This is a genomic window from Mitsuokella sp. AF21-1AC (assembly GCF_003458855.1).
Classification (GTDB): Bacteria; Bacillota; Negativicutes; order Selenomonadales; family Selenomonadaceae; genus Mitsuokella.
This window is the reverse complement of the sequence record NZ_QRVW01000029.1, coordinates 1-20,477: the sequence shown is the minus strand read 5'-3', so window position 1 is coordinate 20,477 and position 20,477 is coordinate 1. Positions and strand designations below refer to the sequence as shown.

Sequence of the window (20,477 nt, the reverse complement as noted above, 5' to 3'; positions counted from 1 at the left end):
AGCCCTCCTAACTAGATAAAAATGCTATCTTCTTTTTATTTTATCTGTTTTCCAGATGGAACGCAAGATTTAATTATTCGACGGCATCATGATGATATTGACCGGCAGGTTGGATGCCCCCGGCGGCGAGAACTCAAAAACCGTCTTCTTATCATTCTCATACGTGCCGAGATCAGCCAGCTCCGTATATTCCGTGAGCAGTGCCAGCCCCTCATTGCGCGCCTGCTCGGCATTCGGTGACTCCGGCGGCGTGCTGTCGCCGAAGAAGGTGCGCCCATAAGGTGTCGAGAGCATGCGGGAAGGATTCGTGCCGTACTGCACAGTCATCGCACCGGCGTAGACGCCGCCGAGCGGGCTCAGGAAATACTGCGTGGCGCCACTCCCCGTGGTCGGAATCTCCAGCCGGTAAAGAACGCCGTAATTGCCGTAATCGATAACCTGGCTGCCGTCCGTCGCATCGATGCCGACGCGGTAACGGTCATGGAGATCATCGGCCAGCGGGAAATACACGATGCCATCCTGCGCCGGATCGTATGGCGTCTGAGATGTCACGATGCGATCCATGCCATGGAAGGTGCCGCGCAGCCGCTGTTCATCCTTCGGCAGCACGCGGGCCGACTTGAGGAATTCAATGGGATCCTGATCAGCAGGATACATGATGACGGACACCTTCACCTTGCGGCTGGCCGTGAAATCATAGACGCCGTAGACAAGCTGCCCGGGCTGCAGGACGGTTTCATCCATCTGTGACTGCAGCAGCTTCTTGTTGTCCGGACGCAAATAGATGAGCTCATGGCGCGAACCGTTGAAGTACGCCTCCTGCGTATTCTTGCCGACATCCAGGTAATCGCCGCTCGGCGCACTCGTACCGCCGCGCGTCACACGCACGATGGCAGAGCCGTCACCGTCATTTTCCAGCACCACCGCGACCTTTTTCGGCGCGTTGCTGCTGTTCAGGTGATAGTAGAGCACGCGGGCATCTCCCGCCACACTGTCCTGGTAGAGGATGCCGTCCTCCGTGACGGATTCCGGGCTGTCGGAAAAAATCAGCGTCCCGCCCGTGTCCTCAGACTCCACTGGCCACATGCGCATCATGTGAGACTTGGCGCGCCATTTATTTTCTTCTGCCATGCGCTGCCGCAGGATGGCCGCCACGCGCTGCTGGATATTCAAAGCCGTCGCCTCCCCGGTCTTCGGTGCTGGCTGCACCGCCTTCTTATGCCGGTCCTTCCTGCTCTTCTTCTCAGTCCTGCCCGCCGCTTTCTCAACGGTTTCCTGATTCACAGCAGCTGCCACGGGAGCAGTCAGGTCCTTTTCTGCCACCAGCTGTCCGGACGCCTTCACCGTATCAAGAGACGGCTGCTCCGAAAGCAATATATCCTTAGCGGAAGCATTGCCGGGAAGCATCACATTCCCTGCCAGCAAACAGGCCAGCACGCCCGCCACCATATACTTCTTGCCTTTTATCATCCTGCCTTCAATTCCTCCTTACCGTGATCGGTAAATCTTCTCCATTTTCACCAGCCAGATGCTGATGGATTCCGAGTTTTGTGAATACCTCTGCCTTGAACAGGCGCAGCTTGAACTCCAGCAAGCCAAAGCGCGGATGGGGGATATTGACGCGCTGCATGAGGTATGGATTCGTCGCAAACGTGTTGTAACCGGCATCGCCCGTCACAGCAGTCAAGTAGTCATTCTGCTGCAGCAGGGCCGGCAGACTGGCATCAAACGCACCATTCGGATAAGAGAACGTGAAGATCGTATGGATTCCGTTCCACTCCATGAGCAGCTTGGAGAGGCGCACCTCGTCGGCACGCATTGCCGGCGGCAGCTGCGTCAGCGGCTGATGATTCGCCGTATGGCTGCCGATCTCAATGCCGCGCCCCTGCATGTCGCGCAGTTCATTCCAGGTCAGATATCCCGGCTGGCCGATGTTGTTCGTCACGACATAAACCGTTGCCTTCATCCCGTATTCCTCGAGTATCGGCAGCAGCGTCGTATAATTATCTTCATAGCCATCGTCGAACGTCAGGATCAGGGGCTTTTCCGGCAGCTCCTGCTTGCCCTTTTTCGCCTTCATGAAATCCAGCATGGAGATTGTCGTATATCCCTGGCTCTGCAAATACGAAAGCTGCTGGCGAAAATCCTCCGGCGGCACATTGTAACGATACGCATCTTCATCCGTATGTTCCGTTACCTGATGATACTCCAGCACCAGCACGCCTTCCGGCGATGGCGATGCCAGGATCCACAGGAAGACCGCCAACACGATGAAGCAGAGCCCTATGATCCATTTCTTCAAACGATTCACGAATGTTTCTCTCCTTCCGCAGCAAGTGCCATCGCATGCAGTTTCCGCAGGCGATGGTTCATGCCCGATTTGCTTACGCCCAATAATTCTCCAAGCTCCACGATGCTGGCATCGGGACGCGCCAGCCGTGCCTCAGCCGTTTCCCTGAGTTTTTTCGGCAAGGCCTCAAGACCGCCCTCCCGGGCCGCCAGGCGCCTGATATCCGCGACCTGCCGCCCGGCCGCATCCACCGTCTTCTGCAGATTGGCCGTCTCACAATTGACGAGGCGGTTGACCTGTTCACGCACCTCCTTGAGATTGCGCGCAATCTCAAAAGCCTCGACGGACTTGTCCGCCCGCAGCATGGCCAGAAAGTCAATGACGGCATCGCCCTCCTTGAGATAAACGATGTAATCTTCCTTGCGGTCGGTAAAGCCTACCGGGAACATCATGCGCCGCATCAGGGTATAGAGCAGATTGCCAAATCCGTAATTCCCGGTCACGAGCTCCAGATGGTAGCTCGCCTCCGGCCGGTTGACACTGCCCCCACCCAAGAAAGCGCCGCGCAGATAGGCCGCGCGGCAGCAGTTTTTCTTCAGGAGTTCCCGGTCTGACTCCATGTTGAGGCTCTCATCGTGCAGGAAGCCAAGATGTTCCAGCAAATCGGCCACAGCCGGCTCCGGCATGACCCGCACGGCATAGCTGTTGTGTTTCTTGAGACGGCGGCTGCGGCTGACCGTGATCTCCGTGCGCAGGCCGTGCCCTTCAAGCTTCAGCAGCTGCAGCGTCTTGCGCGCCACGGCGGCATTCTCCGTCGTGAAATTCAGGCCGAAGGTATGACGCAGGCCAAAGGTAATCGTAGCTCCCATGCGCAGCAGGGCAGCCAGCTCCGCATTGCGGCAGCAGGATTCCTCCGGGATGTAACGGGCCAGCTCATTCTTGACCTCAGTGGCAAATGACGGCATAACACCATCCTCTCATCTTGCTTGACACAAAATTCCCGCCTCAATGCGATTCGCGCATGTAATGATCACTGCCGAGGCCAGGGCGCAGGCCGTCCACCATTTTCATGACATTGCGGCAAAGCTTGTCCGGATCGTGGCGGATGAGATCCGTCTCATTGATGATATCCGCCTTGATGAAGCCGATGCCGAGTGTATTGATGGCATCCTCATCGACTTCGACCGGATACGCTCCCTGCTTGGCATACTGGGCCTTCATCTCTTTCGAGATTGTAGCGGAATTGACCAGCATGTAATCGATGACGCCGCGGCCGCCGTGATTGAGGATGGCCTTGGCATGCATCGACGCCGTATAGCCATCCGTCTCTCCCGGCTGGGTCATGACATTGCAGATATAGATCTTGACTGCCTTGCTCTTGCGCAGGGTTTCTGCCACACCATCAACCAGGAGATTCGGCATGATGCTCGTGTAGAGGCTGCCGGGCCCCAGGATGATGGCATCGGCATGCATCAGGGCATCGAGAGCAGCCTGCACGGGCTGGACATGCTGAGGGAAAAGCTTGACCCGGCGGATGCGCTTGTGCACCTCCGGGATATGGGACTCGCCCTCCACGATCGTGCCGTCCTCCATGATGGCATCGAGGCGCACATGCTCCTTGGAAGCCGGCAGGACTTCACCCTTGACGGCCAGGACCTTTGAGGATTCCCGCAGGGCCATCTCGACATCGCCCGTGACCTCGGTCATCGCCGCGATAAAGAGATTGCCAAAAGAATGGCCGGCCAGCTCACTCTTGCCCTTGAAGCGGTACTGGAACAGCTTTTCCATCAAGGGCTCGGTATCCGCCAGGGCCACGAGACAGTTGCGCAAATCGCCAGGCGGGATGATGCCGAGGTCTTCGCGCAGGCGCCCGGATGAACCGCCGTCATCGGCCACCGTGACAATCGCAGACACGTTTGATGTTGCAGACTTGATGCCGCGCAGCAGGACAGAGAGACCGTGGCCGCCGCCGATGACAGCGATGGACGGCCCCTTGCCGAGACGGCGTTTTTCGTAGATGATGTCAACCAATCGCTCTGAATTATCCGGCAGCAGGACCATGATGACCGAACGGATGACAAAACGCGTCGCCACCAGCATCAGAACGATTCCCAGGATGACGACAGCAATGCCTACGAGCGTCGTGAACATATAATTGTAGCTGCCCTTCCAGAGATAGACGACGCGGAAAATCGTCTCCTCGATGACATCGAGATATTTATAGTTGAAGACGAGCGCCAGCCCCAGGCTGACCAGCATGACACCGGCTGAAAACAGCAGCAGCCAGCGCTTGAATTTCATGCCGGGATAGAGCCATTTCAAAAGATGCATGCTCAACACTCCTCACGCACATGCTCTCGTACATCGTTCTTCATCAGGTCGCGGTGCTCCAGACGTGCTGAGAATCCCTGTGCATTGAGACGTTCATAGATATGTTTGGCAATATAAACGCTGCGGTGCATGCCGCCCGTACAGCCCACGGCAATGACCAGCTGGCTCTTGCCTTCCTTGATATACTGCGGCACAAGGAAATCCAGCATCTCATCGAGCAGCCGCGTGAACTCCCTGGTCACCGGCCATTTCGCGATGTATTCCGCTACCTCCGGCACCGCGCCGCTCTTGTGGCGCATGGATTCGATGTAGAACGGATTCGGCAGGAAACGCACGTCGAGGACCATATCCGCATCGAGCGGCATGCCGAATTTGAAGCCGAAGGAAAGGACATTGATATTCATCTGCTCGCCGCCCGATTTGCCGAAAAGACGGCGCAGCTTGTCGCGCAGGTCCACTTTCTTGAGCTCTGATGTGTCGATGATGTACGTCGCCTTGGCCCGTACCGGCGCCAGGCGCTCGCGTTCCTTCGCGATGCCCTCCGAGATTCTAGAATACGGCGCCATCGGGTGACGGCGGCGCGTTTCCTTGTAACGGCGGATGATTGCCGCATCGGAAGCATCCATGAAGAGCATCTCATACGGCACATCGTCCTGATCCATATCCTCGAGCGTATGCACGAACGTATCGAAGAATTCCCGGCTGCGCGTATCCACGACCAGTACAACACGGCGCACATGGCCGCCCGCATGCTTGCAGAGCTCCACGAATTTCGGAATGAACACCGGCGGCAGATTGTCAACACAGAAATAGCCCATATCCTCCAGGAAGCGGCTGGCCTGCGTCTTGCCGCCGCCAGACATGCCCGTCACGATAACCAGGCGAAACGAATCATCCACGATCTGCGTCAGTTTCTTGTGATCCTGTTCCGTTGTCATGATGATCATCCTCTCAGTACATAGTCATAGATAGCCTTGGCAAAGCCATTTTCTTCACAGGTCGTCGTCACGGCATCGCATACGGCCTTGACCTCCGGCACGGCGTTGCCCATCGCAATGCTGTGGCCGGCGGCCTTGAGCATTGGCAAATCATTGTTGGCGTCACCAATCGCCATGACCTCATCAAGCTTAACCCCCAGCTTATCCGCCAGATGCTGAATCCCCGCAGCCTTGGAAACGCCGGGATTCACGATTTCAACGTAATTGGCATTTGAGCGCACTACAGCAATTTCAGAACCAAAATGCGCGCGCATCTCACGAATGCGTGCATCGGTCTCCTCTGCACCGGATGTAATCGAAAGCAGCTTGCAAACAGCCTCATCATGTGCCTTGAGGCCATCCCAGCCCACTACATGCCCCTTGATGTTCTGCGCTGCTTCATACCCCTCCGCTTCCGATGTGCGTGCGGGCAGATAAAGTTCATCATGACTACAGGACTGAAGATACCAGCCTCTTTCCTGACAAAACGACACGACATCTGCGATAACCTGCTCGGGCAAAAAGCTCTCATAAAACACCTCACCGCTGGTGGATTTGATCAACGCGCCATTATATGTAATGATGGGAACATCCACCCCGAGGGCCAGTGCGACCGGCAGCGCTGCCCGATACATACGGCCCGTGGCAATCGTCACCGTAACACCAGCCTTAACGGCCGCCTGAACGGCATCTATATTTTTCTGCGAAACCTGCTGGCCTTTCGGGAGCAACGTTCCATCAAGATCCGTAACAAAAAGTTTAATAGACATATCATACCTCCTCTACAAAAGGGAAAGTGTCCGCTTCTATTTTCTCACATTGCGGCGAAAATGCAAGCATTGACCGCAAAACTTCCTTTTGCTCTGTTGACAAATCGTGGTAAAATGAAGGAAGATTTCAGTTATGCATCTACGCCGGCGCTTCGTTGCAGATGCCCTCCGTACTTGAAATCGTTTTTTATTCTCGGAAAGAAGGTCCTTTATTGAACTGGAAACTCGTTCTCGCCATCCTCACCTGCAACATCTTGTTCATGTCTTCCAGCTATACCATGCTCGTCCCGTTCCTTCCCATGTACCTGACCATGGAACTCGGCGTCAGCCAGGCGGATGTCAACATCTGGTCCGGCATCGTCTTCTCCGCCTCCTTCCTCGTATCGGCCATCATGGCCCCGATCTGGGGAAAGATGGCCGATACGAAAGGAAAGCGTATCATGGCCATGCGTGCGAGCTTTCTCCTCTCCATCAGCTATTTCCTCGGCGGCATCGTACAGTCTCCGGAGCAGCTGACTCTCATGCGCCTGTTCCAGGGATTTGCCTCGGGGCTCTGGCCCATGGATCTTGCCATCATGACGCTTTACGCGCCGGCCTCCAGACTCGGCTTCTGCCTTGGCATCATGCAGGGCACGCTGACAGCCGGCGGCGTCGTGGGGCCGCTGCTCGGCGGCATCCTCGCCGAAGCTGTCGGCATGCGTTATTCATTCTTTCTGGCATCAGGCGCCCTCTTCCTGAATTTCCTTGTCTTTACCTTCATCATCAAGGAACCTCCCACGCCTGCTAAAACGGAGGCGACAAAAGATGACATTCCTGACGCCACGGAGTGCTCGCCCTGGCGGATGCCGCTGCTGCGCAATATGCTGCTCTGCGGCACGCTCGTACAGATGGTCATCCTGATCCTGCAGCCGGTTCTCACGACGTACGTCGCCAAGCTCGCAGGTCCCCTGCCGAATATCGTCTTCGTCGCCGGTCTCGTCTTCTCACTCGGCGGCATCGCCGGCGCCATGGCTGCACCAGTCTGGGGCACCTTCGGTCAGCGCCGCGGCTTCTTCAAGGCCATGTGTCTCGGCATGACAGGTGCCGGTATCTCCATGATCATCCAGGGCATCCCCGACACCCTCGTGCCCTTTGCCATCATGCAGTTCGTCGGCGGCCTCTTCTTCTGCGGCATCCACCCTGCCATCAATGCCATACTGGCCAGCAACACGCCGCCATCATACAAAGGTCGCATCTTCGGCATGCTCTTTGCCGCCCAGCAGGTTGGCTCGATGGCAGGTCCACTGCTCGGCGGCCTGATTGCAACGTACCTCGGCATGCACTGGGTCTTTGCCCTCTCCGGCATAATCCTGCTCCTGCTGAGCACCGCCGTCTGGCGCCGCTACCATGCCATGCCCTGCTGATCCACAAGAACGGAAAAGCCGCTGCCCGTGGCAGGATTTCCGCCCCCTTCCAACGAAATAAATACGTATCCAATACCAAACGAAGGGACGTGAGACTATGAGCTTCCATAATGATAAAATCGCCTACTTTTTCATCGCCTTTGCCCTCTATCTCCTGATCCGGGCTTTCGCTGAATCCTCATCCGGCTCCCTGACAATCATCCTGCTCTATGTCTCCATCGCCATCTCCCTGCTCGCCAGCAACGTGCCGCGCGTCATGGATATCCCGCTGCATTGCGTCTATCCGGTTCGCTGCGTGGAAATCTTTTCTTTCGGCTTATCTATTGTCTGTTTCATCGTCTTATGTATGCATTATATCCTGCAACTGAGCTAACGATGCTTCAAAATAAAATAAAAGCTGATTATCATGAACAAGATGCCATTCATGATAATCAGCTTTTCATTTATATCGATATAAGATACGTTTTTATGCCTTGGCTGCTGCGTCCCAGCCGATCTGCAGGGCTTTCATGTTCTGCTCGACGGTATGAGGCGGCACGCGGTGGGCGACGGCCTGCTTGATGGTGTCAAACGAGACGAGGCCAGTCAGCCGCACGAGGGCGCCGAGCGCCACGATGTTCGCAAAGAGCGGCTTGCCGACTTCTTCGATGGCGAGCTTCGTGATGGGGATGCGCACGACATGCGGGAAATCGGGGACGTTTGGCACAAGCTGTTCATCAAGGACGAGCAGACCGTTGGGGTTGAGATCCTTATAGTACTTGTCCGCCGCTTTCTGCGTCATGGCGAGCACGAGATCCGGGACGATGACATGCGGATGGAAGATGGGCTTGTCATCGATGATGACTTCGGACTTCGACGCACCACCGCGGGCTTCCGGGCCATACGACTGGGACTGCACGGCTTCCTTGCCTTCGGCGACCGCCGCCTCGGCAAAGATGATGGCTGCCGTGATGACGCCCTGTCCGCCGGAGCCTGATAATCTAAGCTGTTTTCTCATTTTGCAGCACCCCCTGCCCGTTTGATTACCTGATCGTATGCCGTATCGTAGTCAATAGCCTGTGTCTGCAGGAAGCAGCCAATCGGGAACTTGCCCTCGCGTTTCTCCTGCGGCAGCTTGTCCCAGGCGGCCTTCATGACAGCATGATCGCGCATCCACTTCATCATGTCAGCCGGGCCTCCCATGCGGTTCTTGCGGCCAAAGGCCGTCGGACACTGGACCATGGCTTCGATGAAGGAAAAGCCCTTGTTGTCGAGACCGGCGGCGATCATATTCGTCATGTGGGTAACGTGGAAGGCCGTCGAGCGGGCGACATACGTCGCACCGGCTGCTTCGGCGAGCTCGCAGGCATCGAAGGTGCGGTCAACGGAACCATACGGTGCCGTCGTGGCCTTGGCTCCGATTGGTGTCGTCGGCGAAGCCTGACCGCCCGTCATGCCGTAAATATTGTTGTTGAACATGACGACCGTGAGGTCCACGTTGCGGCGGCAGCCGTGAATGAAGTGATTGCCGCCGATGGCCGTGCAGTCACCATCACCCGTGATGACGACGACGTTGAGATCCGGATTGGCCAGCTTGATGCCCGTGGCAAACGGGATGGCGCGGCCATGGGCCGTGTGCAGCGTATCGAAATCCATGTAGCCGGATGCACGCGACGAGCAGCCGATGCCGGAGACGATGACGGTGTTGTCCTGGGACAGTCCCTTCTGCTCAATCGCCTGCACGATGGCCTTCATCGCGATGCCGTTGCCGCAGCCCGGGCACCAGAGGTGCGGCAGGTGATTCTGGCGAAAATAACGTTCAAAGCTCCGTTCCATCATTTATTCCCCCCTGCAATCATCTTGTCGATGGCGGAGGAAATGTCCTCCGGCTCAAACGATCTCATATCGTATTTCCCGCAGAGTTCCACGGGGCACTGCCCGGCCACGGCGCGGCGCACCTCGTGCACGATCTGCCCGTAGTTGAGCTCCGCAACGAGGATGCCTTTGACCTTCACCGCCAGGCGCCTGATGGCAGCATCGGCAAACGGCCAGATGGTCATGAGGCGCAGAAGACCGACCTTCTGACCCTTGGTCCGTGCAGCCTGGACCGATTCATAGGCCGTGCGGGCCGAACCGCCAAAGGAAACGACGGCGTATTCGGCATCGTCCATGAAATACGATTCCGTGTGGATAATCTCTTCGCCAACGCGGTCGATCTTCTCGTGCAGGCGGCGGATGGAGTCTTCCGTGACCTGCGGGCTGCCCGAGGGGAAGCCCGTCTCATCATGGATGAGACCCGTCACATGGATGCGGTAGCCCTGACCGAAATCCGCGACATCCGGCACAAGGTCCTCGGCCGGCGCATACGGTTCATAGCCTTCGGCACGCGTCTTCTTCGGCTTGCGGCGCGGATAGACATCCACGTGATCCGGCAGCTCCACTTTCTCGCGCAGGTGGCCGATGACTTCATCCATCAGCAGGATGACCGGCGTGCGGAAGCGCTCGGCATAATTCACTGCCATGACGGTTGCATCGTATGTCTCGCGGACGCTCCAGGGAGAGAGGGCAATGATCGGATGGTCGCCATGCGTGCCCCAGCGCGCCTGCATGACATCGCCCTGCGACGGCGCCGTCGGCTGGCCCGTCGAGGGACCGACGCGCTGAACGTCGACGAGCACGCAGGGAATCTCCGCGCAGGCTGCATAGCCGATGAGCTCCTGCTTGAGGGAAAAGCCCGGACCGCTCGTCGCATCCATGACCTTGGAGCCGGCCAGCGAAGCACCGAGAATGGCGCCCATGCTGGCAATCTCGTCTTCCATCTGCACGAATTTGCCGCCGTGTTTCGGGAGCAGGCGCGCCATGGTCTCTGCGATTTCCGTCGACGGGGTAATCGGATAACCGGCAAAGAAATTTACACCTGCCGCGATTGCGCCCTCTGCGCACGCTTCATTGCCCTGCATCAATCTTGCCTTGCTCATTTTGCTGCCTCCTTATCCACGAAAATCGCATAATCCGGGCAGCGCAGTTCGCACTGGCCGCAGGCAATGCATGCCTCTTTATTCACGACCTGGACCTTGCCAAGCTCACTGAGCGCCAGCACAGCCTTGGGGCAGAAAGCCACACAGATGCCGCAGCCTTTGCAGCGCACCGTCTTAATGGTGATCTCTGACTTCATAGCGTTCCCTCCTAAAAATAACACGGCTTTTATATAGATAATGCATAGTTACTATATTTAATCTGCCATATACTTTTACATCATAGCAGAAACATGCTTATAAATCCAGTATTTTTGTAAATTAACTCGGTTTTTATTGTGTATATTTGTATGTATTCTATAACAAAATACTCTTAATACTCTGTCTTATTATCCTATAAAAAAGGAGTTCGCCACAAATGGACAAACTCCTGCTTCCGTATTATTTTTTCAGTATAAAGTCAGGCCTTCGCCGTTTGATCCGCTTTTTCTCCGGAACTATCGCTCTTGCCCGAGAGCACGACGCTCATGAGCACGAGTGCGGCGCCGGCGAGATGCGAGAAACCGAAGCTCTCGTGCAGGCAAATGACGCCGATGATGGCTGCAAACACAGGCTCCAGCGAGAACAGGATGCCGACGCGTTCGGCTGCAATGAAGCGCTGTGCCTGAAGCTGTGCCAAGAAGCCGAAGGCCGAGCACACAAGGCCAAGGTACATCATGCCGCCCCAGCTCGTGCCGTGCGGCATCATCGGTTCGCCAAGGTAAAGCGCCGTCAAAAGGCCGAAGAGCGCGGTGAATCCGAACTGCAAGACGCCGAGCGTCACGGCATCCATGTGCACGAGCAGGCGGCTGGCATACGAGACTTGCAGGGCGCAGAGCATCGCACCGATTAGGCAGAAGACATCACCGGGATTGAGACTGAGCCCGCCCGAAAGCGTCAGGCAGCCGATGCCGAGCAAAGAGAGCGCCGAGGTCATCCAGACCGAGCGGCGCAGCGGCCGCCCGTAGACGAAGCGCTCGACGAAGGGAATGAACACAACCATCATGCTCGTGATGAAGCCGGCGTTTGTCGTGGTCGTGTAAGCCACGCCCTTGACGAGCAGGCTGAAGGCCAGGAAAACCATGAGCCCGACGAGGGCGCCGGCGCGCACCATCGGCCAGGTGACGCGCTTCCAGCCGCTCCCGAGCAGCAGTCCCGCCGCCAGGAAGGCGATGCCGAAGCGCCAGGCGACAATGGCAAAGGCACCGAGATCCGTCAGACCGTCTTTCATGAAGAGATACGAAGAGCCCCAGCAGAAAGTCACAAAGAGCAGCAGGCACTCCGCGCGTTTTGTTGTCATGTCCATCCATCCTTTCCATGCGTTTATGCGTCAGCGGCCTCAGGCCACCATCTTATTTCATGCATACAGAAAGACATTTTAACAGAAATCCCCAGTTTTGTGCGCGGACAGAAGACCTCTTTTACGAAAAATACGGTGAGATCCGTACCTTTCCCAAAAACTGGCAGGATTTCCCGCTTTGAACGGCCAATACTATCCACATAGCCAAACACTTAGATGGATGTATGATTTATGGATTACGGAGGATTTTTCCATGCAGAACTTTACCTTCAAATGCCCGACGGAGATTGTCTTCGGGCGTCATGCCGAAGATCAGGTGGCCGAAAAGATCCGCGCGTACGGCGGCAGCCGCGTCTTTATCGTTTACGGCGGCGGCAGCGTCGTGCGCTCTGGCCTGCTCTCGCGCATCGAATGCCAGCTGACGGCAAACGGCCTGGCCTTCCAGGTGCTCGGCGGCGTGCAGCCGAACCCGCGCCTCTCGCTCGTCCGCGAGGGCGTGCGCGAAGCACTGCTCTTCAAGGCCAATTTCATCCTGGCTGTCGGCGGCGGCAGCGTCATCGACTCGGCCAAGGCCATCGCACACGGCGTGGCCAATCCGCACACGGATGTCTGGGATTTCTGGACGGGCCATGCCAAACTTGAGAAGACGACGCCGATGGGCTCGGTGCTGACAATTGCCGCAGCCGGCAGTGAGACGAGTGATTCCGCCGTCCTGACGAATGAAGAGACATCGCGCAAGATGGGCCTCAACACCCCCTTAAACCGCCCGGTCGTCGCCTTCATGAATCCGGAGCTCACCTTCACGGTCCCGAAACGCCAGCTCGTCTGCGGCATCTCGGACATCCTCATGCACACGATGGAGCGCTACTTCACGAACGTCAAGGCCGAGAACATGCTGACCGATTACGTCGCCGAATCCGTCATCAAGACAGTCATGAACAAGTCCCGCGTGGCCATCGAGAACCAGGAAGACTACGATGCCATGAGCGAGATCATGTGGTGCGGCAGCGTCTCGCACTGCGACTTCACGGGGCTCGGCCGCGGCAAGGACTTCTCCTGCCACAAGCTCGGCCATGAACTCAGCGCGCGCTATGATGTGACGCACGGCGCCTCGCTGACCTCGGTCTGGGAGGCCTGGGCCGAATACGTCTATCGCGACGATCCCACCCGCTTCGCCCAGTACGCCGAGCGCATCTTCGGTATCGAGACCGGTACGGAAGAGGAGCGGGCACGCCTCGGCATCGAGAAGATGGTCGCCTACTTCCAGGGCATCGGCATGCCGGTAAGCCTCAAGGAACTCTTCGGCAAGACGCTGAGCAACGAGACGATCACGGAGCTCGCCGACCTCGCCACGGCCGGCGACACCAAGAAGCTCGGCACCTTCCACCCCCTGACGAAAAAGGATGTCATCGCCATCTACAAGCTCGCCAATCATTGAGCATGAACTAAGCCACAGAAACAAGCCACAGCAAAGCCCCCTGACAAACATTCGATTTGTCAGGGGGCTTCTGCATGGGATTGGGTAATTTGTAAAAAGAGGAAAATCTAAGAATCAGGGAAAAGATGGATCAGCAAATGCCGAGCAGACCCAGCATGATGCCGAGCAGCATGATGCCGAGCATGACGTAGTTGACGTTGACATGCTTGTTGCGCAGCAGGTAGAACGCCAGCAGCGTGACGCAGAGCGGCACGATGCCGATGAAGAGCTGATCGAGGTACTTCTGCAACATGATGGGTTCCTTGCTGCCTTCCACGGCCACGGAAACGATGGTCTTGAACTTGACCGTCGACGCCGTCATGCAGCCCATCATCATCAGGCCGATCATGCCCGAAGCCTTCGTCAGGAGGCGCATGCCGCCGCTCTCGTAAAGGCGTTTGATGAAGCTCTCACCGACCATGTAGCCGCTCATCAGCGCATAATAGTGGATGAGGAAGGCCGGTACGTTGTAGAGTACGAGGAAGACGAAGGCGCCGAGCGGCGAACCGGCGCTTGCCAGTGAGATGCCGATGCCGGCGGCCAGGACGCGCAGGATGCCCCAGAAGAAGGAATCGCCGATGCCGGAGATTGGGCCCATCAGCGAGGCCTTGATGGCCGTGATGGAGTTGGTATCGAAGCTCTTGTCCTCGCTGTTCTGCTTCTCCATCGCGGCGACGAGGCCCATGATGAAGTTGTTGATGTGCATGGTCGCATTGAACCATGTCGTATGGCGCACAATAGCCTCTGCGCGTTCTGCATCCGTCTTGTAGAAGCGGTTGATGACCGGCAGCAGCGTGTAGATGACGCCGAGTGCATGGTACTGCGTGGCGCCCGTGCGGCTCGCGTTCATCGTCCAAGAGCGCCAGAAGACGGAGCGCAGCATTTTTTTATCTTCAGGGGAAAGTGTTTTCTTCTCTTCCATCATGCGAAAAAGTCCTCCTCTTCTTCCGTTTTCGTCTTGGGAGCCGTCGAAGCGGCACCGCCTGCCGGCAGATGCGCAATCTCGATATCACGGCTGATGATGACGACGCAAATGACAACGCCGAGAGCAGCAACGGCTACAGCCGGCAGTTTGAGATAAGCCGTGAGCACGAAGCCCAGCAGGTAGAATACGGCCAGCTTGTTATCCCAGAGGAGTTTCATGAGCATGGCAAAACCTACAGCCGGGAGCAAACCGCCGGCGGCCGAGAGGCCATGCATGAACGCAGGCGGCACGCTTTCCATGAAGACGTTGACCGGGCCGCTGCCAGCCAGCACGCCGAAGAAGGACATCGAGGAGATGATGATGTAATAGAGCACCCAGGTGCCGTAATGCATGGCCACGATCTTGCCCTGTGCATTGGCGGCAGCCGCGCGGTCGAGGAACGGTGCAAAGATGTTCATGAAGACGTTCTTGAGGAACATGACGACAAACGCAGCGAGCATGCCGATTGGGATGGCCAGCGTGATGGCCGCCTGCTGCTCGACGTTGGCCGTAATGGCAAACGTCGTTGCCATGGCCGTAGCCGTGACCGGCTCCGCCGCGATGACACCGCCGATATTGACGTTGCCGAGGAATACGGCTTCGAGAGCCGCGCCCATCAGGATACCCGTTTCCATATCACCGAGCAGGAAGCCCGTGACCAGGCCGACGACGAGGGGTCGCTCCATCATGCTCTGACCAGTCAGGTAGTTGCCTGCAAAGCAGATGAAGACACTGAGTGCCGCTATGGCAGCATATTCTAGCATAATTTACGCTCCTTCCAATCCTGCAAGTATCAGCCCAGCTTTGCCAGAGCTTCCTTGAGATCCAGCTGCGGGTTCGTCGGCAGGACCTGGTTGTACGATTTGATGTGCGGCAGGGCTGCCAGTTCGCGCGCAGCCTCGAGTTCCTGCGGGTTGAGCAGGACGCTGTGGAAGAGTGCCGTCTTCGATTTCGGGTCCGATTTGTCAAAGCGGCCTGCATTGGCGACGTTGACCGTCTCGATATCCTGGACGTTCTTCGCGATCTTCGTCGCATCCGATACGCAGTTCACGATGGCAAAGATGCGCTTATCCTTGCCGCGCGGATCATTGAAGACGCGGATGGCATCGTCAACGGAACGGATGAGCAGCTTCATGCCATTCGGTACCGCCATCTTGAGCGTCATCTGCATGACGTCGCTCTTGGCTGCCTCATCATTGGCGACGACGAGCAGCGGTGCATTGAGCTCTTTCGTCCAGACAACGGCCACCTGGCCATGGATCAAACGGTCATCTACGCGAATCTGGGAAATCATAATCTATTCCTCCTAAAATAAAAACGATATAAATGCGTTATGATTGAACTGCCATCAGAAGAAATCGTCGAGTTCTTCCTCTGCACTCTCTTTCTTCTCGGGGACCAGCGGCACAAGCTGCGGCGCGGCTTCTGCCGTCATCGCCTTCAGCGTCTCTGCGGTCAGTTCTTCCTCAGGCGAGAGCATGACAGCCAGCACGAGCGGCAGGTTCGCATTGGCGAGCACGAAGACATTTTCCTTGCCGCTCTTGACGACTTCTGCGGCGACCTTCTGGTTGACGCTGCCGCCGTAGAAATCCGTGAAGATGACCCCCTGCTCATTTTCCTGCAGGCTGTCCAGGAACGCCGTGATCTGCGGCGTATAATCCTCGTCCGTCACATAGGCGTCGATAACCTTGAGCTCCTCGCCCTTGCCGGCCAGGATATTGATTGAACTCTGCATGCCGGAAGCCAGGTGTCCATGGCTGGCCATGAGATATTTCCTCTGCAAGATAAATCCCCCTTGTTTCATTCATTTCTCTTTCGTTTCATCTTATTTATAGAATAACGGACAATCTTTGCAAAAATACCGCAGAAATGTTTCAATCCTGTAACATTTCTGCGGTATTTCAACAAAACAGATATATTCCTTTTTATTCTGCCGGGGAGATATCATTCCAGGCATGCAGGATGGCCTCCTGCTCCTCGGCCGCACGGCGGAAATCCATCTCGCCGTAATGGGCCATGGTTTCCTTGTCGGCCTGTGTCACCGCCCCCGGATGCGTCGCGGCCGAAAAGGCAATACGGTTCAGGACCTCCTGTGTTTCTTCCATCATGCAGAATCGCAGGAAGGCTTCTGCCTCACGGGGATGCGGTGCGCCGTCGACCCTGGCCACGGCATCGAGCGTCCAGGCACAGCCCTCCGGCACGATGGTGTGGAGCGGGAATCCCGAGGATTCGAGGCTGCGTGCATCGTCGAGGAAGCCGATGCCGAGCAGGCACTGGCCGCTGGCGACGCGCTGCACGGCCTCAAAGCCGTTGTAGGAGCTCGTGCCGAGATTCGCTTTCAGGGCCGCGTAGAAATCCCTAGGCGCCGTATCGTGCTGCATGACGTACGCGAGCAGCGTATAGCTCGTACCGGCGGCATTGGGGTCGGCAAAGGCGACCTCTCCGCGGTAATCCGGGTCGAGCAGGTCCTCATACACTGCCGGTATGTTCTTGCCCTGCGGCGCAAATTCCTGCTCCCAGCGTTCCCGGTTGATCACGATGGCCAGCGGCGTCGAGGCGATGCCGAACCAGCGGTTCTCCGCCGAGCGGAACTGCTCCGGAATGACATCGGCTCCCCGCAGCACGACCGGTGACGTCAGGCGGTGCTCAGCAGCGCTCACCTGCGCATGTGTCGCGCCGCCCATCATGATGTCGGCCTGCGGATGCTCCTTTTCATGACGGACGCGCCCGAGCATGGCCTGAGTCGGCAGATAAATATAATCGTAGGTGCAGCCCGTCTTCTGCTGAAAGAGCTCAAGGGCCGCGCGCCCCACTTCATCGCGCATGGCCGAATACACGACAATGTGGTGCCCGCGAAGGTCGGGCAGGCCGTCATCTGACAGCTGCGTTTCCCCATCATGTGCACAGGCGGAGAGCAGAGCCGTCAGCACGAAAAGCAGGACTACAACCGGATACTTCCATTTCACGACGACTCACCTCCTGACCACTGCCGGCATACATCCGCCGCCGTCCACAGGCTTCTGCCGCTCGTATCCCCCAGATACTGCAGCGCCAGGCAGCCGTTTTCATATAAATCGAGATTGAGCACGTCATCCGGCAGATGAACGCCAGGCTGTTCCGGCTCATGCAGATGGATGCGGATGTGAGCGGACGGCGTCATCTGACGCACCTCCAGCTGCAGATGCACATCGCTTTCGCCAAGCGGCCGGGCCTCCTGCAAGGCTGTCGCCAGGTGGCGGCGTTCTCCTGCCGTCAGGACACGGCTTTCCCCGCCGGAAAGCCAGCGAACCTCGGCGGCATCCGGCAAGAGCTCAGCCAGATGCTGCGGCGTGATGAGGCCTGCGAGGATGACGCGCTGCAGATTCTGCACATCGCCGTTCTCATCGCCGTACGCTGCGCCGTCCAGCCACAGATGACTGCCGAGCGCAAACTCCTGTGTCTTGCCATTCAGGTAAACGATGCGTCCCGTCATGCGGGAATCGTCCTGCACCGCCGGAAGCGTCCGGGCAGCCCCGCGGCGCAAAAGCTTCTGCCGCAGCTCATCGATGCGCTGCAGGCGCTCTTCCTGGTCAATTACGCCCTGCCCCAGATATGCATCCTGGAATTCGATGCGCACGGGCAGCGAGATATCGGCCCGGCGCTCGGCTTCCTCTCGGGATTCAATGACCGTCACCTGATGATACGCGCGGGCATTCCAGAAAATCATCGCAGCACAGCCCAAGAGCAGCAGAGCATACAGGAAGAGCACCCGCCAGATCCATTTCCGTTTCATGAAGCACCCCCTGTCGCAAAGCTCAGGACAATCTCCGTGCCGCTGCTCGGATGACTGTACAAGTCGATGGCACCGCCCTGCTTCGTCATGATCTCGCGGCAGATGGCAAGTCCCAGCCCGTTGCCTTTCGCCTGACGCGCGTCACGCAGGCGGCTCACGGGATCCAGCAGGGCCTGCTGCAGCTCCTTCGTCATCCCAATGCCGTCATCGAGGATGTGTACCTCCAGCTGCTGCTCATTGCCGGCCATCATGATCTCGATGGTCATGCATTCGCTGTAACGCAGGGCATTGTCGAGGATATTCAGGAAGACCTGCTTCGTCTTGTCACGGTCGAACCGGCACACGTCATCCGTAAGCATGAGCTCCAGGTGGATATCTGCTGCATGAAGGCGCGGCCTCACCTCACGCACGACCTCACGCACGAGCGGTGCCAGCGGCGCCTCGCTGTCCGTAACGGAAAAGCCGGTGCGCCCGAGGCGTGACAGGGCCAGCAGCTCTTCCACGAGCTTCAGCAGGCGCCGCCCCTCTTCATGGATGGAACGCAGTCCCCGCGCCTTCGCCTCTTCCTCACGCAGGCGCGGGATCAATTCGGCATAGCCGATAATGGCCGTCAGCGGCGTCTTGAATTCGTGCGTCACGCTGTCGAGGAACATCTTCTGTTTCTGACGTTCCTGCTCGAGTCCCTCGATATAGCCGCGGATACCCAGTCGCATCTTGTCAAAATCCCTGGCCAGTGCTTCGATTTCATCACCGCTCTCAATGGAGACGGGCTCCTTATAATTCCCCTTTGAGATGCGGGCTGCCGCCTGCTGCAGCTTGTGCAGAGGGCTTGTCAGAGCATCGGCAAAGAACCCCGCGAGGATCCAGGCTAGCAAAGCGGCAAACAGGATGACCACCATCATCATCAGTAGCGTCCGCTGCATAAGCTGCGTCTCACGCGTCAACGGGTGCAGGAACCGCAAAACCCCGATAGTCTGCTGGTCGGCAAAGACCGGGAACGAAAGCATCAGGACAGGCTCGCTGCTCGTCTCATCGACGGTCCATGCCTTTTCGCCCTGCACGGCCTGCTGGATATCCCCTGCCGGCAGACTCAATTCGTTGCGTACTGAATCGGCGAGGAGATTGCCATGGGGATCATACGCCTGGATGCGGTACCCCAATTGCTCAGACAGGTACGCCGTTATCAGGGAAGCATGCGAGCGGAAGGCGTCTTCCGTCTTGTCTGCACCTTCCAGCACGCGATCTACATAGAGCTGCGCGCCATAACTTTCCCGAAGCGACGTATCCGCACTGGACTGCACGAGGCTGTGCGCCAGGGCACTGTAGGCAATGCTGCAGGCCGCGAGCAGCACGGGCAGGAAAATCGCCACACTCATGAGCATGACCTTACCCTTCATGCGCATGCAAAGCTTCATCGCGATTCCTGCCTTTCCGCGAGCTTATAGCCCGTACCATAAACGGTCTCCAGTCTCTCAGCATAGGGTCCCATCTTCTTGCGCAGACGCTGTATGAGGATGTCGACAGCCCGCGTGCTGCCAGCAAAATCATAGCCCCACACTTCTTCGAGCAGCCGTTCGCGCGTGAACACATGATTGGGATGGCGCATCATGAGCGCCAAAGTATCGAATTCCTTGCGCGTCAGGCTCACGGGCTGCCCGTCCACTTTGGCCGTGCGTGACTCCGGATCAACTATCAGGCCCTGCACGGCGACGGCTTCTTCTTCGGGGGCCGCACTCGCTGCCGGCTCAGCCCGCCGCAGCACAGCCTGCACGCGCAAGATGAGTTCCTCGCTGCTAAACGGTTTCGTGACATAGTCATCGGCACCGAGGCGCAGGCCGAGGATGCGATCCTCGCGTTCCCCTTTAGCTATCAGCATGATGACAGGCAGACGTTCCCCATTCTCGCGCAGATGGCGCAGCACATGATAGCCGCTCTGATCCGGCAGCATGACATCGAGGATCAGCAAAGCCGGGTGGCAGCTTGACGCCAGCTGCAGGGCCTCCTGCCCCGATACGCCCGTCACGACCTCATAACCAGCAAGTTCCAGGTTCATGCGCACGAGATCCAGGATGCTGTGCTCATCATCAATCACTAAAATTCGTTTTCCCATTTTCTCCGTCCTCCATCTCCGCTCCATTATACAGGAAATTCGCTGGAACGCAAAATCAAAACCACCAGTTAAACTGGTGGTTTGCTCTGG

22 protein-coding genes are annotated in these 20,477 nt (G+C 57.5%); 3 read left to right on the top strand and 19 right to left on the bottom strand.

Translation table 11 applies throughout. The annotated features are described in order from the left end of the window. Positions 1–69 precede the first annotated feature (69 nt). Genes DWX75_RS10020 through DWX75_RS09995 form a run of 6 tightly spaced genes read right to left on the bottom strand, consistent with a single transcriptional unit; the run spans position 70 to position 6,368 of the window. Complete coding sequence (locus DWX75_RS10020) at positions 70–1,470, bottom strand: copper amine oxidase (RefSeq protein ID WP_118016179.1); 1,401 nt, start codon at positions 1,468–1,470, stop codon at positions 70–72. A gap of 7 nt (positions 1,471–1,477) precedes the next feature. Next, positions 1,478–2,311 (bottom strand): polysaccharide deacetylase family protein, encoded by an 834-nt coding sequence (locus tag DWX75_RS10015; protein ID WP_118016178.1) that lies wholly within the window; start codon positions 2,309–2,311, stop codon positions 1,478–1,480. Then, complete coding sequence (gene whiA / locus DWX75_RS10010; protein ID WP_118016177.1) at positions 2,308–3,255, bottom strand: DNA-binding protein WhiA; 948 nt, start codon at positions 3,253–3,255, stop codon at positions 2,308–2,310. Before whiA ends, DWX75_RS10015 begins: the two co-directional genes overlap by 4 nt. A 40-nt stretch (positions 3,256–3,295) precedes the next feature. After that, positions 3,296–4,621: a YvcK family protein gene (gene yvcK / locus DWX75_RS10005; RefSeq protein WP_118016176.1), complete on the bottom strand. Its 1,326-nt coding sequence runs from the start codon at positions 4,619–4,621 to the stop codon at positions 3,296–3,298. Positions 4,622–4,623: 2 nt separating this feature from the next. Further along, positions 4,624–5,559, bottom strand: a complete 936-nt coding sequence (gene rapZ, locus DWX75_RS10000; protein ID WP_118016187.1) for an RNase adapter RapZ — start codon at positions 5,557–5,559, stop codon at positions 4,624–4,626. Positions 5,560–5,564: 5 nt separating this feature from the next. Further along, positions 5,565–6,368, bottom strand: coding sequence for a Cof-type HAD-IIB family hydrolase (locus DWX75_RS09995; protein ID WP_118016175.1), 804 nt, complete (start codon positions 6,366–6,368; stop codon positions 5,565–5,567). A gap of 212 nt (positions 6,369–6,580) precedes the next feature. Here DWX75_RS09995 and DWX75_RS09990 point away from each other — a divergent pair, with 212 nt between their 5' ends. Continuing rightward, positions 6,581–7,771, top strand: coding sequence for an MFS transporter (locus tag DWX75_RS09990; protein WP_118016174.1), 1,191 nt, complete (start codon positions 6,581–6,583; stop codon positions 7,769–7,771). Positions 7,772–7,868: 97 nt separating this feature from the next. Further along, on the top strand, positions 7,869–8,144 hold the full coding sequence (locus DWX75_RS09985; RefSeq protein ID WP_118016173.1) for a hypothetical protein: 276 nt from the start codon (positions 7,869–7,871) through the stop codon (positions 8,142–8,144). 93 nt (positions 8,145–8,237) lie between these two features. Here DWX75_RS09985 and DWX75_RS09980 read toward each other — a convergent pair whose 3' ends face one another. The 5 genes from DWX75_RS09980 to DWX75_RS09960 all read right to left on the bottom strand — a co-directional run bounded on the left by DWX75_RS09980 (position 8,238) and on the right by DWX75_RS09960 (position 12,064). Continuing rightward, complete coding sequence (locus DWX75_RS09980; protein ID WP_118016172.1) at positions 8,238–8,768, bottom strand: 2-oxoacid:acceptor oxidoreductase family protein; 531 nt, start codon at positions 8,766–8,768, stop codon at positions 8,238–8,240. Beyond that, on the bottom strand, positions 8,765–9,586 hold the full coding sequence (locus tag DWX75_RS09975; protein WP_369974348.1) for a 2-oxoacid:ferredoxin oxidoreductase subunit beta: 822 nt from the start codon (positions 9,584–9,586) through the stop codon (positions 8,765–8,767). The genes DWX75_RS09980 and DWX75_RS09975 overlap by 4 nt, the downstream gene beginning before the upstream one ends. After that, entirely contained in the window at positions 9,586–10,728 is a 1,143-nt protein-coding gene (locus DWX75_RS09970) for a 2-oxoacid:acceptor oxidoreductase subunit alpha (protein ID WP_118016170.1), read from the bottom strand. Before DWX75_RS09970 ends, DWX75_RS09975 begins: the two co-directional genes overlap by 1 nt. Next, complete coding sequence (locus DWX75_RS09965) at positions 10,725–10,925, bottom strand: 4Fe-4S binding protein (protein ID WP_118016169.1); 201 nt, start codon at positions 10,923–10,925, stop codon at positions 10,725–10,727. Before DWX75_RS09965 ends, DWX75_RS09970 begins: the two co-directional genes overlap by 4 nt. Positions 10,926–11,185: 260 nt before the next feature. Next, positions 11,186–12,064: a DMT family transporter gene (locus DWX75_RS09960; RefSeq protein ID WP_158558787.1), complete on the bottom strand. Its 879-nt coding sequence runs from the start codon at positions 12,062–12,064 to the stop codon at positions 11,186–11,188. Positions 12,065–12,317: 253 nt separating this feature from the next. Between DWX75_RS09960 and DWX75_RS09955 the strand changes: the two genes are divergently transcribed. Beyond that, a complete protein-coding gene (locus DWX75_RS09955; protein ID WP_118016167.1) occupies positions 12,318–13,502 on the top strand; it encodes an iron-containing alcohol dehydrogenase in 1,185 nt (394 codons plus the stop codon). Between the two features lie 130 nt (positions 13,503–13,632). On the opposite strand, the gene DWX75_RS09950 is transcribed toward DWX75_RS09955, so the two are convergent. The 8 genes from DWX75_RS09950 to DWX75_RS09915 all read right to left on the bottom strand — a co-directional run bounded on the left by DWX75_RS09950 (position 13,633) and on the right by DWX75_RS09915 (position 20,387). Further along, the gene (locus DWX75_RS09950; protein WP_199497590.1) at positions 13,633–14,466 is read right to left on the bottom strand and encodes a PTS system mannose/fructose/sorbose family transporter subunit IID; all 834 of its coding nucleotides are present in this window, start codon (positions 14,464–14,466) and stop codon (positions 13,633–13,635) included. After that, positions 14,463–15,269 carry a PTS sugar transporter subunit IIC gene (locus DWX75_RS09945; protein WP_118016166.1) on the bottom strand — a complete coding sequence of 269 codons (807 nt, stop codon included), beginning with the start codon at positions 15,267–15,269 and terminating at the stop codon, positions 14,463–14,465. Before DWX75_RS09945 ends, DWX75_RS09950 begins: the two co-directional genes overlap by 4 nt. 29 nt (positions 15,270–15,298) lie before the next feature. After that, entirely contained in the window at positions 15,299–15,799 is a 501-nt protein-coding gene (locus DWX75_RS09940; protein WP_118016165.1) for a PTS sugar transporter subunit IIB, read from the bottom strand. 54 nt (positions 15,800–15,853) lie between these two features. Beyond that, positions 15,854–16,288 carry a PTS sugar transporter subunit IIA gene (locus tag DWX75_RS09935; RefSeq protein WP_118016164.1) on the bottom strand — a complete coding sequence of 145 codons (435 nt, stop codon included), beginning with the start codon at positions 16,286–16,288 and terminating at the stop codon, positions 15,854–15,856. A 142-nt stretch (positions 16,289–16,430) separates the two neighbouring features. Beyond that, a complete protein-coding gene (locus tag DWX75_RS09930) occupies positions 16,431–17,471 on the bottom strand; it encodes an extracellular solute-binding protein (RefSeq protein ID WP_118016163.1) in 1,041 nt (346 codons plus the stop codon). Then, positions 17,468–18,277, bottom strand: a complete 810-nt coding sequence (locus tag DWX75_RS09925; protein WP_118016162.1) for a DUF3919 family protein — start codon at positions 18,275–18,277, stop codon at positions 17,468–17,470. Before DWX75_RS09925 ends, DWX75_RS09930 begins: the two co-directional genes overlap by 4 nt. Further along, positions 18,274–19,692, bottom strand: coding sequence for a HAMP domain-containing sensor histidine kinase (locus DWX75_RS09920; RefSeq protein WP_118016161.1), 1,419 nt, complete (start codon positions 19,690–19,692; stop codon positions 18,274–18,276). Before DWX75_RS09920 ends, DWX75_RS09925 begins: the two co-directional genes overlap by 4 nt. Continuing rightward, positions 19,689–20,387 carry a response regulator transcription factor gene (locus tag DWX75_RS09915; protein WP_118016160.1) on the bottom strand — a complete coding sequence of 233 codons (699 nt, stop codon included), beginning with the start codon at positions 20,385–20,387 and terminating at the stop codon, positions 19,689–19,691. The genes DWX75_RS09920 and DWX75_RS09915 overlap by 4 nt, the downstream gene beginning before the upstream one ends. Between the last annotated feature and the right edge of the window lie 90 nt (positions 20,388–20,477).

Excerpts from the sequence above, each read along its gene's own strand:
- DWX75_RS10020 (WP_118016179.1), bottom strand. The coding sequence starts at position 1,470 with ATGATAAAAGGCAAGAAGTATATGGTGGCGGGCGTGCTGGCCTGTTTG.
- whiA (WP_118016177.1), bottom strand. The coding sequence starts at position 3,255 with ATGCCGTCATTTGCCACTGAGGTCAAGAATGAGCTGGCCCGTTACATC.
- yvcK (WP_118016176.1), bottom strand. The coding sequence starts at position 4,621 with ATGCATCTTTTGAAATGGCTCTATCCCGGCATGAAATTCAAGCGCTGG.
- rapZ (WP_118016187.1), bottom strand. The coding sequence starts at position 5,559 with ATGACAACGGAACAGGATCACAAGAAACTGACGCAGATCGTGGATGAT.
- DWX75_RS09995 (WP_118016175.1), bottom strand. The coding sequence starts at position 6,368 with ATGTCTATTAAACTTTTTGTTACGGATCTTGATGGAACGTTGCTCCCG.
- DWX75_RS09985 (WP_118016173.1), top strand. The coding sequence starts at position 7,869 with ATGAGCTTCCATAATGATAAAATCGCCTACTTTTTCATCGCCTTTGCC.
- DWX75_RS09980 (WP_118016172.1), bottom strand. The coding sequence starts at position 8,768 with ATGAGAAAACAGCTTAGATTATCAGGCTCCGGCGGACAGGGCGTCATC.
- DWX75_RS09975 (WP_369974348.1), bottom strand. The coding sequence starts at position 9,586 with ATGGAACGGAGCTTTGAACGTTATTTTCGCCAGAATCACCTGCCGCAC.
- DWX75_RS09970 (WP_118016170.1), bottom strand. The coding sequence starts at position 10,728 with ATGAGCAAGGCAAGATTGATGCAGGGCAATGAAGCGTGCGCAGAGGGC.
- DWX75_RS09965 (WP_118016169.1), bottom strand. The coding sequence starts at position 10,925 with ATGAAGTCAGAGATCACCATTAAGACGGTGCGCTGCAAAGGCTGCGGC.
- DWX75_RS09960 (WP_158558787.1), bottom strand. The coding sequence starts at position 12,064 with ATGACAACAAAACGCGCGGAGTGCCTGCTGCTCTTTGTGACTTTCTGC.
- DWX75_RS09955 (WP_118016167.1), top strand. The coding sequence starts at position 12,318 with ATGCAGAACTTTACCTTCAAATGCCCGACGGAGATTGTCTTCGGGCGT.
- DWX75_RS09950 (WP_199497590.1), bottom strand. The coding sequence starts at position 14,466 with ATGATGGAAGAGAAGAAAACACTTTCCCCTGAAGATAAAAAAATGCTG.
- DWX75_RS09945 (WP_118016166.1), bottom strand. The coding sequence starts at position 15,269 with ATGCTAGAATATGCTGCCATAGCGGCACTCAGTGTCTTCATCTGCTTT.
- DWX75_RS09940 (WP_118016165.1), bottom strand. The coding sequence starts at position 15,799 with ATGATTTCCCAGATTCGCGTAGATGACCGTTTGATCCATGGCCAGGTG.
- DWX75_RS09925 (WP_118016162.1), bottom strand. The coding sequence starts at position 18,277 with ATGAAACGGAAATGGATCTGGCGGGTGCTCTTCCTGTATGCTCTGCTG.
- DWX75_RS09920 (WP_118016161.1), bottom strand. The coding sequence starts at position 19,692 with ATGAAGCTTTGCATGCGCATGAAGGGTAAGGTCATGCTCATGAGTGTG.
- DWX75_RS09915 (WP_118016160.1), bottom strand. The coding sequence starts at position 20,387 with ATGGGAAAACGAATTTTAGTGATTGATGATGAGCACAGCATCCTGGAT.